General features: G+C 53.0%; 22 protein-coding genes and 1 tRNA gene. 16 read left to right on the forward strand and 7 right to left on the reverse strand.

The window, feature by feature from the left end:
- Nucleotides 1–191: 191 nt before the first annotated feature.
- Both PSTEL_RS26890 and PSTEL_RS09735 read left to right on the forward strand, forming a co-directional pair.
- Nucleotides 192–449 (forward strand): helix-turn-helix transcriptional regulator, encoded by a 258-nt coding sequence (locus tag PSTEL_RS26890; RefSeq protein ID WP_084064909.1) that lies wholly within the window; start codon nucleotides 192–194, stop codon nucleotides 447–449.
- Complete coding sequence (locus PSTEL_RS09735) at nucleotides 421–966, forward strand: hypothetical protein (protein ID WP_052098325.1); 546 nt, start codon at nucleotides 421–423, stop codon at nucleotides 964–966. The genes PSTEL_RS26890 and PSTEL_RS09735 overlap by 29 nt, the downstream gene beginning before the upstream one ends.
- A 221-nt stretch (nucleotides 967–1,187) precedes the next feature.
- Here the strand turns inward: PSTEL_RS09735 and PSTEL_RS28705 are convergent, their stop codons facing one another.
- Both PSTEL_RS28705 and PSTEL_RS09740 read right to left on the reverse strand, forming a co-directional pair.
- Complete coding sequence (locus PSTEL_RS28705) at nucleotides 1,188–1,271, reverse strand: putative holin-like toxin (RefSeq protein ID WP_281176784.1); 84 nt, start codon at nucleotides 1,269–1,271, stop codon at nucleotides 1,188–1,190.
- 374 nt (nucleotides 1,272–1,645) lie between these two features.
- A complete protein-coding gene (locus tag PSTEL_RS09740) occupies nucleotides 1,646–2,551 on the reverse strand; it encodes a fructose bisphosphate aldolase (protein WP_038694907.1) in 906 nt (301 codons plus the stop codon).
- Nucleotides 2,552–2,746: 195 nt separating this feature from the next.
- Between PSTEL_RS09740 and PSTEL_RS09745 the strand changes: the two genes are divergently transcribed.
- From PSTEL_RS09745 to PSTEL_RS09765, 6 genes are all read left to right on the forward strand, one after another.
- Nucleotides 2,747–2,819 (forward strand) — tRNA-Lys (locus PSTEL_RS09745).
- Nucleotides 2,820–3,833: 1,014 nt separating this feature from the next.
- Nucleotides 3,834–3,947 (forward strand): putative holin-like toxin, encoded by a 114-nt coding sequence (locus PSTEL_RS27580; RefSeq protein WP_156996027.1) that lies wholly within the window; start codon nucleotides 3,834–3,836, stop codon nucleotides 3,945–3,947.
- Nucleotides 3,948–4,537: 590 nt separating this feature from the next.
- Complete coding sequence (locus PSTEL_RS09750; protein WP_052098326.1) at nucleotides 4,538–5,014, forward strand: hypothetical protein; 477 nt, start codon at nucleotides 4,538–4,540, stop codon at nucleotides 5,012–5,014.
- Between the two features lie 149 nt (nucleotides 5,015–5,163).
- The gene (locus PSTEL_RS09755) at nucleotides 5,164–5,622 is read left to right on the forward strand and encodes a helix-turn-helix domain-containing protein (protein ID WP_038694909.1); all 459 of its coding nucleotides are present in this window, start codon (nucleotides 5,164–5,166) and stop codon (nucleotides 5,620–5,622) included.
- 14 nt (nucleotides 5,623–5,636) lie between these two features.
- Entirely contained in the window at nucleotides 5,637–6,293 is a 657-nt protein-coding gene (locus tag PSTEL_RS09760) for an IS630 family transposase (RefSeq protein ID WP_245625186.1), read from the forward strand.
- A 204-nt stretch (nucleotides 6,294–6,497) separates the two neighbouring features.
- Entirely contained in the window at nucleotides 6,498–7,625 is a 1,128-nt protein-coding gene (locus tag PSTEL_RS09765; protein WP_038694913.1) for a kanamycin nucleotidyltransferase C-terminal domain-containing protein, read from the forward strand.
- A gap of 83 nt (nucleotides 7,626–7,708) precedes the next feature.
- Here the strand turns inward: PSTEL_RS09765 and PSTEL_RS09770 are convergent, their stop codons facing one another.
- Both PSTEL_RS09770 and PSTEL_RS09775 read right to left on the reverse strand, forming a co-directional pair.
- The gene (locus tag PSTEL_RS09770; RefSeq protein WP_038694915.1) at nucleotides 7,709–8,533 is read right to left on the reverse strand and encodes an NmrA family NAD(P)-binding protein; all 825 of its coding nucleotides are present in this window, start codon (nucleotides 8,531–8,533) and stop codon (nucleotides 7,709–7,711) included.
- Between the two features lie 61 nt (nucleotides 8,534–8,594).
- Nucleotides 8,595–9,050, reverse strand: coding sequence for a MarR family winged helix-turn-helix transcriptional regulator (locus PSTEL_RS09775; RefSeq protein WP_342666563.1), 456 nt, complete (start codon nucleotides 9,048–9,050; stop codon nucleotides 8,595–8,597).
- A 145-nt stretch (nucleotides 9,051–9,195) separates the two neighbouring features.
- On the opposite strand from PSTEL_RS09775, the gene PSTEL_RS09780 reads away from it, so the two are divergent.
- From PSTEL_RS09780 to PSTEL_RS09795, 4 genes are all read left to right on the forward strand, one after another.
- Nucleotides 9,196–9,825: a hypothetical protein gene (locus PSTEL_RS09780; RefSeq protein ID WP_038694917.1), complete on the forward strand. Its 630-nt coding sequence runs from the start codon at nucleotides 9,196–9,198 to the stop codon at nucleotides 9,823–9,825.
- Nucleotides 9,826–10,220: 395 nt separating this feature from the next.
- Nucleotides 10,221–10,487, forward strand: coding sequence for a CD3324 family protein (locus PSTEL_RS09785; RefSeq protein ID WP_038694919.1), 267 nt, complete (start codon nucleotides 10,221–10,223; stop codon nucleotides 10,485–10,487).
- 213 nt (nucleotides 10,488–10,700) lie between these two features.
- Nucleotides 10,701–11,627, forward strand: a complete 927-nt coding sequence (locus PSTEL_RS09790) for a GNAT family N-acetyltransferase (protein WP_038694921.1) — start codon at nucleotides 10,701–10,703, stop codon at nucleotides 11,625–11,627.
- Nucleotides 11,628–11,717: 90 nt separating this feature from the next.
- Nucleotides 11,718–12,875 (forward strand): glycosyltransferase family 4 protein, encoded by a 1,158-nt coding sequence (locus PSTEL_RS09795; RefSeq protein ID WP_038694923.1) that lies wholly within the window; start codon nucleotides 11,718–11,720, stop codon nucleotides 12,873–12,875.
- Between the two features lie 96 nt (nucleotides 12,876–12,971).
- On the opposite strand, the gene PSTEL_RS09800 is transcribed toward PSTEL_RS09795, so the two are convergent.
- Complete coding sequence (locus PSTEL_RS09800; RefSeq protein ID WP_038694924.1) at nucleotides 12,972–13,439, reverse strand: GNAT family N-acetyltransferase; 468 nt, start codon at nucleotides 13,437–13,439, stop codon at nucleotides 12,972–12,974.
- A gap of 460 nt (nucleotides 13,440–13,899) precedes the next feature.
- Here PSTEL_RS09800 and PSTEL_RS09805 point away from each other — a divergent pair, with 460 nt between their 5' ends.
- The 4 genes from PSTEL_RS09805 (at nucleotide 13,900) to PSTEL_RS09820 (ending at nucleotide 18,576) form a co-directional block, all read left to right on the forward strand.
- Nucleotides 13,900–15,375 carry an ethanolamine ammonia-lyase reactivating factor EutA gene (locus tag PSTEL_RS09805; protein WP_038694933.1) on the forward strand — a complete coding sequence of 492 codons (1,476 nt, stop codon included), beginning with the start codon at nucleotides 13,900–13,902 and terminating at the stop codon, nucleotides 15,373–15,375.
- A gap of 16 nt (nucleotides 15,376–15,391) precedes the next feature.
- Nucleotides 15,392–16,756 carry an ethanolamine ammonia-lyase subunit EutB gene (locus PSTEL_RS09810; protein ID WP_038700550.1) on the forward strand — a complete coding sequence of 455 codons (1,365 nt, stop codon included), beginning with the start codon at nucleotides 15,392–15,394 and terminating at the stop codon, nucleotides 16,754–16,756.
- A 30-nt stretch (nucleotides 16,757–16,786) separates the two neighbouring features.
- Complete coding sequence (gene eutC, locus PSTEL_RS09815) at nucleotides 16,787–17,521, forward strand: ethanolamine ammonia-lyase subunit EutC (protein WP_038694935.1); 735 nt, start codon at nucleotides 16,787–16,789, stop codon at nucleotides 17,519–17,521.
- 167 nt (nucleotides 17,522–17,688) lie between these two features.
- Nucleotides 17,689–18,576: a glycosyltransferase family 2 protein gene (locus tag PSTEL_RS09820; RefSeq protein ID WP_052098327.1), complete on the forward strand. Its 888-nt coding sequence runs from the start codon at nucleotides 17,689–17,691 to the stop codon at nucleotides 18,574–18,576.
- 182 nt (nucleotides 18,577–18,758) lie between these two features.
- Here PSTEL_RS09820 and PSTEL_RS09825 read toward each other — a convergent pair whose 3' ends face one another.
- Nucleotides 18,759–19,307, reverse strand: a complete 549-nt coding sequence (locus tag PSTEL_RS09825; protein WP_038694937.1) for a P-loop nucleotide/nucleoside kinase family protein — start codon at nucleotides 19,305–19,307, stop codon at nucleotides 18,759–18,761.
- Between the two features lie 246 nt (nucleotides 19,308–19,553).
- Complete coding sequence (gene hflX, locus PSTEL_RS09830) at nucleotides 19,554–20,834, reverse strand: GTPase HflX (RefSeq protein WP_038694939.1); 1,281 nt, start codon at nucleotides 20,832–20,834, stop codon at nucleotides 19,554–19,556.
- Nucleotides 20,835–20,947: the final 113 nt, after the last annotated feature.

A 20,947-nucleotide genomic window follows, 5' to 3' on the forward strand; every position in this document is an offset into this window, starting at 1 on the left:
CACTAGTAGCGGGTGCGGGGCGATCTGGCTCTTTTTGCGATTACAGATCGGACTAGAGGCCGGGCGAATTGCCGCTATTGGCGGGTATTTGGCCCAAAAAAGGCTTATGCAACCTATGGTTGACAGTTTGCAAGTCCGGATTGGTGTTCATGAGCAGCACGTTATCCTATGATTAGCGTGAGGTGATGACGATGGAGTTTGCGGAGAAATTGCAAAGCTACAGGAAACAAAGGGGCATGTCTCAGGAGAACCTGGCTGAAGTCGTGGGAGTATCGCGGCAAGCCGTCTCGAAGTGGGAATCGGGCCAGTCCTATCCTGAGATGGACACATCTGGTCAAGGGTGCGCCGGGCAGCTCCGGTGGAGATGGGATCGAGCAAGGGGTCAAACACACGATCGAGCATACACCGGGCCCATCTGCTATGGATTTGAAGTCTCTGTTTCATTATGAGTACAAGAGCAAGAGAACCTGCTATGGCATTCCGCTCGTTCATATCCATTTCGGACGGGGACCTTATGTTGCCAAAGGGATTATTGCGATCGGCAATATAGCGGTTGGTGTTTTATCCATTGGAATTATCGCATTGGGAGGCTTATGCCTGGGCGCGCTTACCTTGGGACTTATCAGCTTTGCAGGGCTGGCTCTGGGATTGCTGCTGGCCGTTGGGGGCGTCGCAGTTGGCAGCTTGAGCATAGGCGGGCTGGCATTGGGAATTGTGGCGATTGGCGGCTTTGCGGCCGGACTGTTCTCTTTTGGCGGCTTCGCCGTTGCCTCGCATATTGCAATCGGCGGTTACGCAAGCGGGCATATTGCCATTGGCGATACAGCAAAGGGGGCATATACCCTAGCTATTCAAGATAATGATTTCAGCAGCATCAAGGCGGAGCAGGTTAGAGAGTTGATCAATCAAGAGTACCCGAACTTGTGGAAGCCGTTTGCGGACAGGATTGTTTCGTTTTTTGATTAGGGTCGCTTCATTAGATAACGCAGTAGATACTGTTTTTTCGCTGCTAATAAGGTGATTTGACTTTTTATTTGGATTCAAACATGGTATAGTTTGGGTAGAAAAGACGTACAATGCGAAGAGAGCGGTGCTTCAACACGACTCCCTGAGCAATAGCCGCTTTTAAGGGCGGCGGCTTTAGGTATTACGGGCAGAAATAGACCGCATCCTTTGGCGAGGGCGGTCTATTTCTTTTTGAGGTAATTCAGCAATGCAATAATGAACATGCCGAACATGAAGATCAAAGACAACGCTTGATACACCTCCATTGGCCTCACCCCCCTCGGGGAGATTAGCCGACCGCCCTTGCAAGCCTTCGATTGCTATACCAGTATAGCATAATATGGTAAGTCTATGGGAACAAAAGTTCTCTTTAATTATAGGATTTATAGTACAAATAAGTGAAAAACGTGATCCGCCCTGGAAATTTTTCCAGGGTATCTCTAGCGAAGCTGAGGTATTAGAAGACAAGGCTGGGTGAGCGGTCGCTGTCATATCTCCTTGGTACTTATGATGGAGACAAGGCTGAAAGAGAACATATAGAAATAGACCGATTTCCAAGGAATCGGTCTATTTCTGCAGCTTCATGGCAGGCTGGAGCGAATTGCTTGTGAGCGTAGTAACAGTGACCTGCCGCTTCAACCTAAATCGTCGCCGCGATCTTCTCGATCGAGGCTTTATAAATGGCCTGTATTGACGCGGATAACTTTGCATCGAATTCTTCATTGCTCTGCTGGTCGGTCAAATCCTGAGACAGAGCGCGGGAGAAGCTGGCGATAAGTCCGCGATTCCGGGCCAGTCTGTCGTTGGCTTCACTCTGCGAATAGCCGCCGGACAGCGCCACGACGCGCGCCACATGGGGATCATCGATGAGATCGTGGTAGAAGTCATCCTCCGATGGGATGGAGAGCTTCAGCATGACGATGACATTCGAAGGAAGGGAGGCGAGCTGGGCAGCAATCTCCTTTTTGAGAAGGCGCTCCGACTCGGCCCTGTTCGCACTATGGATATCGACCTCCGGCTCGATAATGGGAACAAGCCCCGCAGCAAAGATCTTCTTGCCGAGCTCGAACTGCTGCTGAACGACTTCGCGGATTCCTTCGGGATTCGGTTCTTTGATAACTGACCGCATTTTCGTTCCAAAGATATGCCGGTCAACCGCTCTACGGAGCAGGCCGTCCAAGTCGGGCATGGGCTTCATGAGCTGAACGCCGTTGCCTGGCTCGGCAAGTCCTTTATCGACCTTAAGGAAAGGCACGATGTTCTTCACCTTCCAGAGGTAGTCTGCAGTCAGCATGCCGTCGATGGTCCGATCCATTGTATTCTCGAACAGGATGGCGCCGAGAATGTACTTCGAATCGAACGCCGGGCTTTTAATAATCCGGGTTCTCATCTCATGAACAAGTTCGAACATCTCCTCGTCATTATGGTACCGGTCTTCCTGAATGCCATATTGCAGCAGCGCCTTCGGCGTGCTCCCGCCGCTCTGGTCCAGCGCAGCAATAAATCCTTTGCCATTCCGCACCCGTTCCAGTTGTTCCTTATCCATACAGACTCTCCTCTCGCGTACGGCCGGTCAACCCGGCTTCTTGAAAAACCTGCTATATATCTTTACACATTTGTCCGTTTTTTAAGCAGGATTTGGCCGTATCCGGGAGATCAATAAAGGTCTCCAAAAAGAAATTCATACTGAGGGTTGACGAACTTCTTCTCCTTATGATATATTATAAAAGTTCTGAAAAACGGACTCTTAGCTCAGCTGGTAGAGCATTCGACTCTTAATCGACAGGTCCAGGGTTCGAGCCCCTGAGAGTCCATAACTGCAACAACATGAACAAGAACGGCATCGTCGCCGTTCTTGTTTTTTTGTTTTTGAGCTTCAGCCCGCTGAGTATGATTCACTTCGTACGATTCAATTACCCTTTTGCAGAACCGCTCGTGATTCCTTCCACATAATACTGCTGCAATTTCCTGAACAGTAACGAAATTGGTATGGCGATCAGGACACAGCCAGCCGCGAAAATCGAATACAAGCCAATGGCGGCAAAGATAAAATCCATCCAGGGAGCAATAAAGGACATTAACACGGTATAGACAATAATCGGTTTGGACAGTGGCAAAGTAATCCGGGAAACATATTAAGGACCAAAGCCGTTTTTAAAATATTCTTGCGAAACTTAAATCTTAACCGGGATAAAGCATGACGGATACAAATAAGGTGTTCAGAAACCAGGTGAAGAACGGATAATTATCATTGGTGAACAGATTTCGATAATTATCAAAGGTATAGCTTTTGGGAAGAATATACGATACAAAACGTCCGCCTTTCGCCCGAAAAGAGGTTCCCCCTCTGACTTGAAGGCTTTGGATCGGGTGTACATAATCAACGAGAACGTTGCGCTTAATACGAAGGTCAAAATGCCGATTACGGAAGCAAGGTTATAGTCCGCTTTCTCAGTCGTCAATTGGGGAAGTTTAGGTTAGGGACATCTGCGGTAATCGAAAAGGAACACGTTAGAAATAACCCAAGGAACTAAGTGGTATGTTCTCACTTAGCTCCTTGGGTTTTGTTGTCTACTTCTGCTTGCTTGAGCAAATTGTGAACAAGGAAAAGCCACCCGACCTCCAAGTCATTTGGTTATGTTGGTTTCTGTTATAGTACCAAGAAGTCGCGTAAAATAAGGATTATCGCTTGCTCGCTTGTTCTGTTACCGCTCTTTGTAATTCGTTGTCATATCTTTCCAGGCCTCTCACCACCGTGGTATAATAGCTAAAGCAATAGAAGGATTGCAAGGGCGGTCGGCGCATCTTCCGGAAGGGAGGTGATGCCTGTGGAGGTTAAGGACGCTTTGACGCTCATGATCGGTTTCGGTGCGCTGATGATAGCGCTATTGACGCTGGTCGTGGCCATCGTCGTAGCGGTTAGCCGTAACACAAAGAAATAGGCCGCCCTTGACCGGGGATCCGACCTATTTCATGTGGGTAGTACCTGATTAAAGCTGACCGCCTTTCAAGCGGCTATTGCTCGGAGAGTCGTGTTGACGCACGGCTCTCTTTGCATTGTGCACTGTTTCTGCATTTATTATAACACGTATTATTAGTTTTGAACCATGAAACGGTTGCTTCTTCAATGATTGTTATACACTCCAACAAGAATATATTGAAGGGAATCCGATAGAATTGCATGGGGGGCTGTTTCTACTGTAAATGTCCCTCCCGCCTCCGTCGTTCCGGATTGCTTAGGGATGTCAATCTGATTGAAATTAGAATCTTGTATATAAAAGTGCAGGTACAGCTGGTGGTACAAAACAGCCGATTTCCCTTCATTTATTGCAGTCAATCGGACATTTGCTACATTAATGCCAGATGAATTCGTGTGTGTAGTAACAGAAACTTTAAGAGGTCTGACCCAGCCCGTATCGATGTGGAATGAAGTTGTGATCATACTCAAAGGAACGAACATACTTCCTTTATACAGAGTGGGAACTGTATCCATCTCGGATGAAAGGCTAACGGCCGCCGGATGGCTCCAGATATGGAGAAGCTCGAGCAATTATCAGCGAAGTATGGAATGGAACTGCCTGAGCTTTCGATGTTGATTCATAGCTTTAATGATCAGGTACGTCCGGTATTCTGGGAGGATTCTTCCGAGTTGACCGGAGTGCTGTCCATCATGAAGAAGACAGTCTCCGGCGATTGCGAGTATATATTGACTCATGCCATGCAGTATGAAGATCACAGTAGAGTGGCATTGGAAATCCGGTATTTGCCGGAATCCCGGCAGGACGTAATGTTAAGGCCGCAGCTTACGCTTGCCGTAATTGGCGAAGGGCAGTATACCGTCAACCCGCAAGGCGGGAGGGGAGGCGGCGGACGGTCGAAGGTTGAGTTCATGGTTATTCCGCGGCTGCCTGACAGTCTGGAAAATATTGAGTTTTCGCTGGTGCCGCATGCCATGCATATGGAACATACCTCCAAGGAAATCAAGCTGGATAAGCAGGTGGACTTCTGAGCTGTCCCGGACACCAACTGGTACACGTGAGTGGAAGCGAAGGTTCGTTGGAAAAGGTCAAGGAATCAGGTGATTCTATCTAGTACCTTGACCAAATCAGATTTAGCATTTACGATCTCCCAATAAGAAGAATTTGGGAGGTTCTAAAAATGAACAAAAAATACGAGGTTAGACTTCAAGCGCCGGAACGTGAACACATTGAACAACTTCTTCACGGTGAAGCTACATCCAAGGGTATACGAAATCGTTGTTTGGTACTTCTTCTGGCAGACGAATGCCAGGGAGCAATTCCCAAACAATCGGAAATCGCTCAACGTGTAGGCGTTAGCGAAGCGACCGTGCAAAAGACAATCAAGGAATATTGTAGTTACGGGATTCAAGAAACACTGCATTACCGCGAGCGTGCCGAGCCAGCACGTCCCTCACCAATCACGGGTGAGGTCGAGGCGCGAATCATTGCACTGGCCTGTTCCGAGCCACCTGAAGGTTATGCGCGCTGGACGGTCCGCCTACTGACTCGTCGCGTGATCGAACTGAACATCTTGGAAGCTGTAGGTCGAGAGACGATTCGAATGACGTTAAAAAAACGAAACTTAAGCCTCATTTAAAGAAACAATGGTGCATTCCGGCCAAATCCAGCAGTGAATTTGTCGCGCGGATGGAAGACATTTTGGAGACCTATGCGCTTCCTTTTGACTCCGAAATCCCACTGATCTGCATGGATGAACAGCCTATTCAGTTACTCGCGGATACCCGTCCACCCGTGCCGATGAAGTCCGGGAAGGTACGTCGAGAGGATTACGAGTATGAGCGAAAAGGCACATGCTGCTTGTTTTTATTTACCGAACCGTTGGCCGGATGGCGCCATGTCCGTGTGAGTGAACGACGGACCAAATCCGATTGGGCTGAGCAAGTCCGCGAGCTTCTTGAAGTGCATTACCCCAAGGCAAAGCGCATTCGGTTGGTCATGGATAATCTGAATACACATACAATATCGTCGCTGTATGAAACATTCCCGCCAGAGATTGCACTGTCTTTAGCCAAGCGCCTTGAAATCCACTACACACCCAAGCATGGGAGCTGGTTGAACATTGCTGAAATCGAATTGAGCGCTCTGACGAGTCAATGCCTTCATCGCCGAATCGGCTCAATGGAACAATTGCAGCGAGAAACAACCGCTTGGAATCTAGATCGTAATCAAGCCCAGAAGTCTGTTCAATGGCATTTCACTACCGAGCAAGCCAGAGGAAAATTAAAACATCTGTACCCCGAGATTTGATTCGGTCAAGGTACTAGTATGGAATACAATTACAAACGTCCGAGGTTCGGGCGTTTTTTGCTTTTATTCACGGCGATCGTTGAAGATGATGAAGAATTCGAGATTAGGGGCGAGAACAATTATAACTAAAGTGTCCCAACAAAGTAAAAAGCGATCTTGATATGATTACTGGGTAAGGTCATGTGAAAAGGGAGGGTTTGAGTGATGCTCAACGTATTTGATGTTGCCAGTACGCTAGTCAATCATATAAAGATTAATTACAGGGAAGACATCGCAATTATTGCTTATTACGGGTCGTATGCTCAAGGGTCGGCTTCAGAGCGTTCTGATTTGGACTTCTTTTTTATTCCCGCGAGTTCCAACGGTTACCATGCCAGCATCCAGTTTATTATCGACGATATAAGCTTTGACTTTTGGCCTATCAGTTGGGAGCGCGCGGAAAGAATGGCCTCGTTTGAAGAATCGTTTACCACGATCATCGCCGACTGCAAGATTCTGTATATCCGTTCAGACGAAGATCGAGAACGCTTCATGAAGCTGCGTGACACAATCTCTACTTTACAGGAGCCGGAGAACGGACAAAAACTGCTAGAGAAATCAGAGGCGGAGCTTCACGATGTTTATATGAGTTTGTACAGAATGATCCGCGCTGGCGAGTCGGACTCGATTATTTATTACCGGTCAGAAGCACAAAAGGTTTATACAAAAGTGCTGCAGAGTCTCGCGCTGCTGAATCAATCGTACTTCACTAAAGGATTTGGAAAAAATAAGGAGGAGATTTTACAATACCCGTTAAAGCCTGCTCGGTTGGAGTTCTATATGAACACGATTATGCGAAGCGTCGAGACGAATGACATTTTGCAGGCTTGTGAGCAGCTGACAGCAGATACTCTTGAATTGATATTGGGGGAAAAAGAAAAATACACAAGTGCTCCGTCTTACCCGGATCGACTGAAAGGTTTTTTCGAAGAGGTAAAAGGGCTTTTGGACAAAATCATTACGGCTTGTGAAAAGAAAGACCTGGATACGGCTTTGTTCTATGCGATCCATGTGCAGGGTGAAATCGCCGTTTTTATATATTTTGCCGAAACCGGACAGTGGCCTAGCCCATTAATGACCTACTCCACTTATCAGGATGCATACATACAAGCGGGGTTCCCGGACCTTGCTGCCCTTCTCAATTCCCATGATTTATTACCGCTTAAAGAAGGCGTACAGCGACTGAGTTCTCAATTAGAAAGCCATCTGCGAGCTAAAGGAGTGGAAATCAACCGATTTACGGACCTTGAGCAATTCGAAGCGTTTCTTAAGAAAGCGCATGAAATCGGTTGAGTGCGCTAAGCGGGGGTATATTTGCGATAGGAAAACAGCGGCAGTCCAGGGCTTTATTTTCCGGTCCGGGACTGCCGGCTGTTTTATATGTTCGCACCTGATGGAAAAAGCTCTCTGACGCTCTCCTTCAGCGACGCCGCCGGCCGGCAGAGCAGCCTCTCCAGATCGCCGGACGTTGAGGTAGTGTCGATCTTGCTCAGGAAGCCATAGACCCAGTTCAGGATTTCCGGATTTCGCGTTAGCGAGACCGGTCTGCCCGACAGCTCAGAGAGCACTTCGGCCAGATCTTCGAAGCTCCAGGTGGAGGCTGAGGCAAGCTCGTAGGTCCGGTTCTGATGATCTTCGCCTGCGAGCACGGCTGCTGCCGCATCGGCCAGGTCACGGCGGGTCACGGAGTTGAACGACCAGTCTCCCGGAAGTACGGCCAGCTCGCCGGTCTCAATCGCTTCCTTAACGCCCAGGCTTCCAATGAAATCCGAATACAGTCCGCTTCGCAAAAAGGTATAAGGAATGCCGGTTGTCATAATGGCATGCTCGGTCGCGAGATGGAGGTGAGTCATGGAGAGAGCGCCCTTTTCCGCAAAAGCAAACCCCGTGTACAGCAGATGTCCGACTTTCGCCTGTTTGGCTGCCTCAACAGCATGGACATGCTGGCGGATCCGGATGGTATCGTCATGATGAGGGCTGGAAATCAGCAGCAGCCTGGACGCTCCGGCAAACGCCTTCACCAGAGATTCGGGCTGATCGTAATCGCAGTGGCGCACCTCAACCCCTTGCTTCTCCCATTTGCTGCCGGATTCCAGCTTGCGGACGCAGGCAACGAGCCGGGAGGCGGGTATCGTCTGAAGGAGCCGTTCAATAATCATTCCTCCCAGTTGGCCGCTGGCACCCGTTATAACAATCTTCATAATCATTAACATCCTTTCTCTGATAAAAAGTTAAGGACTTAACCAAATGAACAAAGGCTTGTCAGGCCTTTTTCAATATGGCAAGCAGGGACAGAAGCTGATGAAGCTCCTGATCATTCAATGCCTGCATGCTGTGTGCGATCGCCTCCCGGTTGGCAGGCAGATGGCGGAGGAGCAGGGAATGCCCTTCATCTGTCAGTATGACAACGGTCTTTCTGCCATCTTCGGGATGGGCTTGGCGCCGTATATAGCCATCCTGTTCCAGAGGAATCAGCAATAGGCTGATGTTGGCCTTGGTCACGCCGATTTTACGCGCAAGCGCGGAGGGAAGAAGGGTTCCGCCCTCTTTCATCAACTCAACGAGAATGCGGATGCGCGCTCCGTTCGTTCCCTGGGCCTGCCAGTATTTCTCGGATACCTCGACTAATTTGGCCGTAGTCTCCACCAGCATGAAGAAGACCTCGGTGTGCAGCGGCTGATCGGCCAGCTCGCCTTGCATGTCTTTGATGACGATCACTCTCCATATAGTTAATGACTTAACTAAAATCACTGTACATTTCAAACCGGTGGTTTGTCAACTCCAGAGAAAACGTTTTATTTTCTATGAATATTAACAAGTGTGCCCGGCGCTCCGGGGTGGTATGATAGAGAGGGGTGAAAAGATGAAGAACAACGAAACGGTAGAAGATCAGACAACGGCTGATCAACAGGAGCAGCCAAACGAAGAGCAAATGGCGGAGCTCCTGAAGGCGGTCCACCATAACGGAATCGTAGCTCTGAAAATGCATTATAAAGATGTGGAGGCGCAATTGCTGACCATCGAAGGATACGGGCCTGTGTTCGTATTTCATGTCAAAGATGAAGAGGGCAGCCGGTATTCCTGCGGGTTCTTCCTGCATGAGCTTGTGGCCAGATTCCAATCGAACAACAACCCTTCCATCTGGTTGGCGTCTTTCTTCGTCGATATGATGAGAACCAAAGGCGGCAAAGAGCTTATGGGACCTCCAGCCAGCGAGGACGAGGCCAAGAAGGTGATCGACAATATCCTGGTGCCTCAGCTTATCGAAGCGATCAATGAGGAATTTGCGCCGGAACAGATGCACGCCGGCCTGGCCTGGAATGAGAAATTCGGTGCGGTATTTGAAGCCGGCTTCCCCTCCATCAAGGATGGCAGCAATGTATGCGCCGTTCCGCTTCATGTGCTGCTGACCCATCTGGCGCTGAACCGCGACCCGTCCGAGCTTCTGATTCAGGGACTGTACAATATCCGCAAAGAGAATGGTTTGGAATAAAAAAGAAAGCAAAGCGGCCGCCGGGCCGCTTTGCTCAAATGCAGGAGATTGTTGACGATATTTTTATGCCGCTGATCCAGTTTAAAAACTCGGTGGGATCGTAGCCTAGATCACTTCCTTCTGCCGGATTTCCCTATATAATGGAAGCGTGTGCATATAGATGGCTGTTCAAAACTGTCCCGCCATCTCGTTGGGTCCGGTCTGTGCAAAGGAGGGATACGATGTACTACATCATTGATTTTGTACTTGGCATGCTCCATGCAAAGCCTGCGGAATGAACAAGGCGAAGCTTGGCATGGAGCGAAAATGAAATGGTTCGCCTTCCCTTAAACATGGCCTTCTGACGCAGGCTTTGCCCTTAAAATAACCCATCTTATTTTAAGGAGCGGCCTGATATGGAATATGCGAAAGCGGAAGATTTGCTGCCGGAGGAGCTGCTGCGGGAAATCCAGCGGTATGTTCACGGCGGACTCCTGTACATCCCGAACCGCCCGAACGAGCGGAAGAAATGGGGCGAAGGCTCCGGTGCGGCGCAGTATTATGCCGAGCGCAATGCGGAGATTCGCCGGGATCACAGAGCCGGGATGCAGATCGAGATGTTATCACAGCAGTATGGACTTTCGATCGAACGCATTCGGAAAATTATTTATATGAAGAAGTGAAGCTGTCTCCAAAGTGTTCGCACGATACGGGAGCAGCCTGATCAAGACCTCAAAATCCACAGCAATGTGGAGGATGAGGTCTTTTTATTGTGACTCCCCAGAACGAAAGCGCGACGCAACGCAACAGCAGGGTCGTCCTTTTTTTATTACGAAAATGGCGCTGTGTTCCTCTTCTATGGATCGGTACAATTAAGCTCGAAAGGAGGGAACGCTATGACGTATTCCCTAAAGAAATGGGACGACAAGGACTTCCTGCGCATTCGCGACTTCCTGGCACAGACCTTGAAGGAAAACCCCAAGACGCAAAATTGGCTCATTGACCGCTGGAATTTTTGCCGGTATTTTGCCCATATCATGCACGAAAGCTTTGAGATATGGCCGGAAACGGTCGGGATCTGGGAAAATGATCATCATGAAATCGTCGCTGTGGTCAATTCGGAGGGGGAAATTCAGAGCCATGAATCCGGGGTCGCTTTTTTCCAGCTCGCCAGCCGATTTGATGATGAATTTATGAACGAACTGATCGACTTCGCGGAGGAGAAAATTGCGATAACTGCCGAAGGAATAACCTCCCTATCCTTTGTCCTGGACCAGAACGAACAGATGGAACGGCTGATGAAATCAAGAGGATATGAGCTGCGGGACTGGAAGGATGCCACTTCCTGCATGCCGGTCGTCAGCCAGCTTCCAGTAAATATTCCAGACGGATTCCGGCTGGCTGATGGGCATGAGCTGAAGGAAAGGGCGCAGGGGATGGCGCATGGAAGAGCCTTTGGCTACTGTACGGAGGAGCAGCCTGGCGAGATGATGCCGGAACGCTGTTACAAGGCCATGAGACAGGCGCCGGATTACAGACCAGACCTGGATATGGCCCTGCTCGATCAGGATGGAGTAATCGCCTCATTCACGACACTCTGGTATGACAGTCTGAACCGGTTGGCCGTTCTGGAGCCTGTAGGCACGCTTCCGAAATACACCAGAATGGGACTTGCCAGAGCCGTTATCTACGCAGGGATCAACCGGGCCATAGACATGGGAGCAGAGAAGATCTACGTTGGAACAGATCGTCCGTTTTATCGCGCGATTGGTTTTAAACCGGTGTATATCAAAGATGTTTGGCTCAAGAGGTGGCCTATTTGATCGACCATTTTCCTCCGCTCCGCATATGGTAAGGCATACGGCGTTATTTCGGCAGTGCGCCGATCAGAACGGAGCAGGGAGGGAGCCTAGGTGAACAGCTATCGGTGTGAATGGAGAGGTCCCATCCAGGCCAAAAGCGGGCTCGGAACAGCCAGCCGGGGCTATGTGCGGGCTCTTCGGCGGCATGGGGTCGCGGTTAGCGCAGGGGGGCGGACAGGGGCGGCTCCGAAGAAGCAGGCGGGTTCCCATACGGTGCTGATCTGCCACACACAGCCTCATCGCGTGCAGGTTGAGAAGGAGAAGAAGCGCTATGCCCGGGTCATTCTGAATACGGTCTGGGAGACGACAAGAACTCCGGACCGCTGGAAGCTTAATATGAACCGCTTCGACGCCATTTTTGTTCCTTCCCGGCAGAACAGGGAGGCTCTCCGCAGCAGCGGGGTTAAGGTTCCCATCTATATCGTGCCGCATGGTGTGAATACCGGAGAGTACCGGCCGGATCATCCGAAGATGCAGGTTCCAGGTGCGGGCGGACGCTTTGTATTCGTCTCCGTATTCGGTTTTCAGCACCGCAAAAATCCCGAAGGGCTGCTCCGCGCCTATTGGGAGGAATTCTCGGAGCGTGATCAGGTTCTCCTGATCATCAAGACGAACGGATACTCGCCATCGGAAAATGAGGCATGGATCCGGTCCCAAATCCGCCGCTATAAGCAACAGCTTGGCATAACCAAGCGGACCGCCCCTGTGCTGGTCATCGGCAGGCGGTTGTCGCCGGAGCAATTGAAAGGACTATATACGTTAGGAAATGTGTTCGTTCTGCCGACCCGGGGAGAAGGGGTTGGGCTGCCGTTCCTGGAGGCGATGGCCAGCGGAACGCCGGTGATCGCTACGGGCTGGGGTGGTCATATGGATTTCTTGAACAGCGGCAATTCCTTTCTCGTTAACTACAAGCTGCAGCAGCCGGGAGTCAGCATGGGCAGCCGGCATGCTATTTCCCGGCGCTTCCGGTCATCCTTCGCGAACTCGGGCCAGCGCTGGGCGGAGGCTGATCTTCGCAGTCTGCGGCTGCAGATGCGGACCGCATTCGAGAACCCCGGCCTGTGCAGGAGAAAAGGCATTCAGGCGCGCCAAGATGCCTCGAAGCTGAGCTGGGATCGTTCGGGTGCGATGATGAAACGGGCGATTGAGCTGACCCTGCGGCAGACGAAACGCCAGGGATTGAAACGGCGTTCTCCAACGCGCCCCTAACAAGCAATGTGGAGAAATTGCGAGCTTTGGCTCTTCATGACAAAGAGGCCATCGGCTAAGCCGTTGGCCTCTTTAGGCTTGAAATGCAGCAGCGGTTTATAACTCCTTGGTCATAAAGGCGCTGTTCGGGTCCGGAATGTAGTCGGCAAAAGGCTCGCAGTATTGGAAGCCCAGGCTCTCGTACAGCTGTCTGGCCGGAAGGAATGAATCCATTGATCCCGTCTCCAGGCTCAGCCGCTGGTAGCCGCGCTTCTCCGCTTCTCCGATAATATGTACAAGCAGATGCCGGGCGGCGCCTTTCCGAAGATGCCGGACAGCCGTGCGCATGGATTTGATCTCGCCGTGTCCGTCATCCAGTTCCTTAATCGCTCCGCAGCCGACAAGCTCGGGACCTTCCCAAATGCTCCAGAAGGTGATTTCCGGCTTTCTCAATTCATCCAGATTCAGAGCATGCACGCTTTCGGGGGGAGAGCTCTCGTACATTCCCTTCAAATGCTCCCCGATCAGACCGATAATTTCCTTGCCGGTTAAATCATCCACTTTAATCTCAAATTGCGGCTCCATTGATGGTATCACTCCAGCTTCTCATGTAGAATTAATCCGCACTGAAGCTCCAAATCAATCTTCGGCAGAGACGGAAAACGGGAGTCTTGAGGCGTTACTAGTATTAAAATGCAAGTCTGCTTGCCATGTCAAGTATATTGACATATTTGAGAGGCCGGTTTTATAATGAGAAAAATTAAAATTCCTTCTAAAGAAGCAGCCATAATGAGCACTATGAAGCTGAACCCCGGAGGGGCCATGAGCATATGTGTAATGCCAGCCAACGGCGAGCCGATCATTCGGCTGGAAGTGAAGGAGATTCTGCAGAACGATTTACAAGTGAATATCACCTCCACAGCTAAGACGCATTGATCAGGCAGAGCAGCCGTTTCGCGCATGTACGCGCGGTAGAAGGGTGACTGTCGTTCAGAGCGTCTTTTTGTCTATTGTCAGGCATAAAGGCATATAAGGAGGGAAGGAAATGGAAGGATGGATCACGAGTGTCGGCATCGATCTCGGAACCAGCACGACCAAGTGGCTGCTGTCGAGACTGAAGCTGACGCGGACCTCAGGCGGCTTCGCTCTGCCGAAATACGAAATCACCGAACGGGTGGTGGAATATGCCAGCCCTATTTATCCGACGCCCCTGCTGGGAGACGACCGGATTGATGTTCCGTCCGTTGTCTCTCTTCTGGATAGGGAATACGTTAGAGCGGGTTTGCTTCCCGCTCAGGTGCAAACCGGGGCTGTCATTATAACCGGAGAGACCGCCACCAAGCGGAACGCCGAGGAGCTGGCCCATGGATTGGCCCGGCATGCCGGGCAGTTCGTGGCAGCCGCGGCGGGAGCCGACCTGGAGTCGCTACTGGCAGGCAAAGGCTCGGGCGCACAGCGGTATTCGCTGGACCGGGACGAGGTGATCGCGAATGTGGATGTTGGCGGAGGGACCGCCAATACCGCGTACTTCCGCCGGGGCCGGATGATCGCGACCGCGACGTTCCATATCGGCGGACGCCTGGTCCGCCTGGAGGAGAGCGGCCGGCTCACCTACACGGCCGCTCCCCTGCGGGCGTGGCTTGACGGCCAGGCCGCCGCCACTGTGCCCGAAGCCGGTTCCACGGCTTCGCTGCAGGAGCTGCGCATGCTGTGCGCAGCTATGGCCGACACGCTGCTGCGCTGCGTGTCCGGCGAGCCCGCGGCGCTCCGGGAAGCGCAGCCGCTGCTCGTGGGGGCGCCGGCCGTGCCGCTGCCGGCGCCGGGGGAGATCTGGATCTCGGGCGGCGTCGGCGCCCTGATCGGGGAGACTCCGCCGCGCAGCATGGCGGAGACGGCGCGGCACGGGGACATTGGACCGCTGCTTGCGGCCGAGCTGGCCGCAAGGGCAAGGTCCTTTCCCGTGCCGGTGCGGGCTGCGGAGCATCCCGCGCGGGCGACGGTGATCGGGGCGGGCACCCGGACCACGGAGGTCAGCGGCGCGACGATGTATTACAGCCCGGGCCTGCTGCCGCTGCGTAACATCCCGGCTGCTGTCTGCGAGCTTCCGGAGGAAGCAGCTGACGCCGGGGAGGACGCCCGCCTGCTGCGGGAGGCCGTGGCGGAGGCGGTGCAGCGGGCGCTGTCCGTGTACGGCCAAGCCGGCGGCGACCCGCCCTTCGCACTGTGCCTTCGGTCCGGCGGCATCTGCTCCTACCGGAGGCTGCAGCGCATTGTTGATGCCCTTCTGCCGTCTTTTGAAGCTGACGGCCTGCGGGAGAAGATTATGCTCCTGGTATGCGAGAGCGACATGGCGAAATCGCTGGCCTACATGCTGCTGGGCAGGCTGCCGGAACCCCGGCGGAGCAGACTGGTCTGCCTGGATCAGCTGTCGCCCAGTGACGGGGACTATCTCGATGTGGGGGAGCCGATCAAGGAAGATGTGGTGCCGGTCGTGATCAAGAGCCTGGTGTTTGGTGGATAAGGTGGAGGTGAAGGAAATGAAGCTTTCGATCTCTTTAAGGGGAACGGAATACCGGTTCAGGGATTTGAAGGATGTGATGGCCAAGGCGAACGAAGAGCGCTCCGGTGATTCGCTGGCCGGTATCGGCGCAGGTGATATGACAGAGAGGATTGCCGCCAAATCGCTGCTCGCGGATTGTCTGCTGTCGGACATCCGGGCGAATCCGCTGCTCCCGCCGGAGACTGACGAAGTATCCCGGGTGATCGAGGAGGATGTCGACGAGGGCGTATATGCCGGGATCAGCGGATGGTCGGTCGCCGAGCTTCGCGAGCATATGCTGCGTACCGAAACTTCCGGCAGCGAGCTGCTGCGGCTGGGCCAGGGACTGACAAGCGAGATGATCTCCGCCGTCTGCAAGCTGATGTCCAATCTGGACCTGATTCAGGCGGCATCCAAAATCGAAGTGATCACGACATGCCGGACCTCAATCGGGCACCGGGGTACGCTGGCTTCACGGGCACAGCCCAACCACCCGTCCGATCATGTGACCGGAATCAAGGCCTCACTATTCGAGGCGCTGGCATACGGGATCGGGGACGCGGTTATCGGCATCAACCCCGTCAGCGACACGACGGAGACGATGAAGGCACTGCTGTATGCAACGCAGGAAGTCATCGGCCGCTTCAGCATCCCTACCCAGAACTGCGTGCTGGCCCATGTTACGACCCAGATGCGGGCGGTGAACGAGGGCGCTCCCGCCGATATGCTGTTTCAGAGCCTTGCCGGTACGGAGGAGGGGAACAAGGGCTTCGGCATCGGCCTTCAGCTGCTGCAGGAAGCGGATGCCCTGATCAGAGAGCGGGGGACGGCGCCCGGTCCGAACCGCTGGTATTTCGAGACCGGCCAAGGCTCGGAGCTGTCTTCAGGCGCCCATTTCGGCATCGACCAGGTGACGCTGGAAGCGAGATGCTACGGGCTTGCCCGGAGATTTAAGCCGTTCATCGTGAACACAGTCGTCGGGTTCATCGGTCCGGAATATTTGTACGACAGCAAGCAGGTTATCCGGGCCGGACTGGAGGATCACTTCATGGGCAAGCTGCATGGGCTGCCGATGGGCGTGGACATCTGCTATACGAATCATATGAAGGCCGACCAGAATGATATGGAGGTGCTTGGCGTGCTGCTGGCTTCGGCGGGCGTCAACTTTGTCATCGGCGTGCCGATGGCGGATGACTGCATGCTGAATTACCAGTCACTGGGCTACCACGATATCGCGGCTCTGCGCGAGACGCTCGGACGCCGGCCTGCTCCTGATTTTGAAAAATGGCTGGAGGCGGCGGGCATTATGGAAGGCGGAAAGCTGACCCCGGCGGCGGGCAATGCCAGAAGGTTCATGTTCTAGAATGGTCAAGCGACAGGGAGGGGAGCGGAATTGGAAGTAAATCCGGACGCGAAGGGAGCAGAACCGGGCGAGGACCGGTTCCGGGATTGGATGAAGCTTACGCCGGCGAGGCTGGATGTGGGCCGTACCGGAACGCGGCCGTTGACCCGGGACATGCTGAAACTGCGTCTTGACCATGCTGAAGCGGTCGACGCGGTATACGGGGAAGTCAAGGAGGAGACGCTTGGTGAATTCGGGCTGTTCACGGTGGAGACGCAGTACAGGGACAAGGAGCATTATTTGAAAGCCCCGGACAGCGGCCGTGTCCTGACCCCTGAGGGCGCACGAACCGTCTCCGACCGCTGTATGCATAGTCCTCAGGTGCAAATTGTCGTATCCGACGGACTCAGCGCCAGAGCTATAGACGATAATCTGCGGGATGTGCTGCCCGCGCTGCGCGATTCGCTCTCCGCCAACGGGCTGAAGGAGGGGACTTCTTTTTTTGTAAAAGGCGGAAGGGTTGGCGTCATGGACGATATCGGACGGCTGCTGGAGCCTGAGGCGCTTGTTCTGCTGATTGGAGAGCGGCCGGGGCTGGTAACCGCCTCCTCAATGAGCGCGTATATGTGTTACAGGCCGCGTCCGGGACGGAAGGATTCCGACCGGATGGTCATCTCGAACATTCATATCAGCGGAACGCCTCCCGTTGAAGCCGGAGCGCATATCGGGACATTGCTGCGCAAAATGATTGAGCAGAAGGTCAGCGGCGTCAAGCTCGAAGTTTGAGCGATGTGATGTGCCTGAATTCCGGCGATCAGCCGCAGCCGGGGCTGCGCACCCGCCTCTTTTTGAATATAACGCCTTCTGTCCGGTTAGGGAGAGGCGGTTGTCCAGTTCGGCATCCAAGCCGCCATCATAGTCTATTAGCAGCTGGAACAGAGAAGGCGGTGGGGATGTTGGTTAAGGTATCGGTTCTGCTGCCCGCTTACAATACATCGAATTACATTGAGGAAGCCATTCACAGCCTGCTGCAGCAGACATATCAGGATTTCGAGATCATCGCGATTGACGACGGTTCCACAGACGGGACGCTGGACAAGATCCGGGCGTTCGGTGACTCCCGAATACGGGTGGTCACCCACCCGGTCAACAGAGGTTTGGTCAATACCCTGAACGAAGGGCTAACCTTGTCCAGGGGGGAATATATCGCCCGTATGGACGGAGACGATATATGCATGCCGCAGCGTCTGGAACGTCAGGTGGCGTTCATGGACGCCAACCCGCATATCGGCGCAGCCGGTTCTCAAGCAGTACTGCTGGGTCTGGATCAAGTGACGGATAAGCCTCTGCATCATGAGGAGATCCGCTGCTGGCAGCTGTTTCACTGCACACTGATTCATCCTACCGTCATCCTGCGGAGATCGGTGCTGGAGGCGAACGGAATCCAGTATTTATTCTATCCTCATGCCGAGGATTATGAGATCTGGAACCGTCTAGCCGATGTTACCGGCTTGGCGAATCTGCCGGAAGTGCTGCTGTATTACCGGCAGCATCCGGGACAGGTGTCCAACCAGTATCAGGGCCTGCAGGCACAGACGGCTGAATTAATCCGGAGGAAGCAGCTGCGGCGGCTTGGCCTTGAGCCCTCCTATGAGGAGTATCAGATCCATCTGGATTTCTGCCATTATAGAATCAAGGTCCATGATTATACGGCCTATTCCAAAGCGTTCGCCTGGGCGCAGAAGATAATTCAGGCGAATGCGGAGAGACATCAATACGACCCGGAAACGCTAAGCATGGTGCTGTCCCGCTGCTTCAAGATGTCGGAAGCGTTCAGCTGACCCTGGCTATCAAAACGTGAGCAATAGAATAAGGGGATGTCCCGAGTGTGATATGCCCCCCATTCAATAGACAGGTGATATCATTCAACCTGCTGCTGAAAGGGGGGCATAGCAGAGCCATAACGTGGCTGCCCGGGATATCCCCTGATTGTTGTTATGCGAATTCTGGTTGACTTGCGCGGTCAGGTCACACTTGATATTCCCGCCTGTTTATTCCACTTTGACAGGATGTAGCTTTTGACTTGCTGTGCCACTTGGGACGGGGGTGTACAAGTTGTGTCAATTGTAGGCATCGGCGGATTGTATTCGGTGTCCGCATGATCGAGAAGCCACTGGGCAAATTGCTTATGCTGCAGCAGCATATCGTCCGTCCATATGGCGTTGTCTCCGCGGCTGCGAAGGCGGAAATTGCGGGTTGCATCATCACAGTGCAAGTTGATAAAGCATAGTTCACTAAAATGAGTGTAGGTATCGCATTTTTGCGCATCCCAAGGCATGAACGTTCCGCATATAATCGTGCCTCTCCCTGACAATGCCACAGATTTAGCAAAATGAAGCAGCAGGTTGTATCTGTCCTGATATTCGAGCTTAGAACCTGTTGTGCCGAAATTATCGTCATCCGTGCTGAACAGAACAAATTCAGGCATTTGTTCTCTTAGCTCATGCATTACGGTTGTCTTTCCTACGCCACTGGCTCCTGTGATAATAAATAATGGCAGTTTCTCTTGCATAATCCGGTTCTCCTTATAGGCTGCATAATAGGGTCCAGCCCTTGATGAAGGCCGCGCCTTGGCTGGATGCCAAATGACGGAGCCGTCAACAAGCTGCTGAAGCAGGCGTCTGGCAGACTGCAAAGGAGTGATTCCCCAAGCAATGGGAGAATCACTCTTTTGTCTTTGCAGGGTTAGCGGATGACGGAATGGGCTGTCTCTGCCATGCAAATCTGCTTCAGAGCCAGCGGTTTTCGCTTCTCCGGGTTATTCGATGTGCGATTGGAGGGGCAGATACACGTCCCGAAAGCGTTCGAAATCCGCCTTGCGGCATTCCAGTTCAAGTCTGGTGCCGTTCTCCTCGTAGCTGACCGCCTGTACAAGGGCGTGTTCATTGAAGTAGGAGACTACATTTCCCCGGTCAAAAGGGATCAGAACCTCGCAGCTTACATAATCGGTAAAAATGCGGCTGCGAATCAGCGACATCAGCTCATCCAGGCCGCTTCCTTCGGCGGCTGACATGATCACGCCGTTATCCGTGGCGAACGGATACGCGGAATCTGTGAGATCGGCCTTGTTATAGGCGTAAATCATCGGGATGTCATCAACCCCGAGCTCACTCAGCGTCTCCCGGGTCACTTCCATCTGCTGCTCGTATTTCGGATTGGCATAATCCGCGACATGAATCAGCAGATCCGCTTCCGCGATCTCTTCAAGGGTCGAACGGAACGCCTTGACCAGATGATGGGGCAGCCGGCTGACGAAGCCGACCGTATCGGTCAGCAGGAAGGTCTTCTTGTCCGGCAGTGTTATTCTTCTGACCGATGTCTCCAGGGTGGCGAACAGCATGTTGCGCGCCAGTACATGCTTATCCGGTCCGGCACCGCTGTAATCCATAATGGCGTTGAGCAGGCTGGACTTGCCGGCGTTCGTATACCCGACGAGGCAGACGACGGGGATTTCATTCTTCCCGCGCTGCTTGCGCTGGATTTGGCGCCGCGCCACGAGCCGTTCGAGCTCCTCTTGCAGCGAGGCGATCCGGTCCAGTGAGGCTCGGCGGTCCAGCTCGAGCTTCGTCTCGCCGGTGCCCCGGTTCTTGAGCCCGGAGCCGCCTCCCTGGCGGCCCAGCGAATCGCGCTGTCCCGCAAGCCGGGTCAGCATGTACTGCAGACGGGCAATCTCGACCTGAAGCTGTGCTTCCTTGGTCTTGGCCCGCTCGGCAAAGATATGCAGAATCAACATCGTCCGGTCCAGAACCTCGCGCCCAAGCTTGCGCTCCAGGTTGCGGATTTGGGAAGGGCTAAGCTCCCCGTCAAAGATCACAGCCGATACGTCCAACTGGTCGGCCAGCGCCGCCAGTTCCTTCAGCTTGCCGGAGCCGATGTAATGGGCGGCGTTGGTCTTGGCGGCCTTCTGGGTAACTTCTCCCACAGTCTCAATGCCGCATGCCGCGGCGAGATTGCTCAGCTCCTCCATCGAATAAGCGAAGTCTTCGTCCTGTTGAAGCTGGACGCCGACAATAATGGCAGTGGTGGTCATGGATTCCATATATTTATTCCTCCTCGTGTCGTTACAGGTTAGATCACAACAAAAAAAGCACAGGCATCTGCCTGTGCGGTTGCACTAGTGGTGGAGGACACGGAAGGAAAGGGTCGCATACG

The sequence above is a fragment of the Paenibacillus stellifer genome (genome assembly GCF_000758685.1).
Lineage (GTDB): Bacteria > Bacillota > Bacilli > Paenibacillales > Paenibacillaceae > Paenibacillus_AQ > Paenibacillus_AQ stellifer.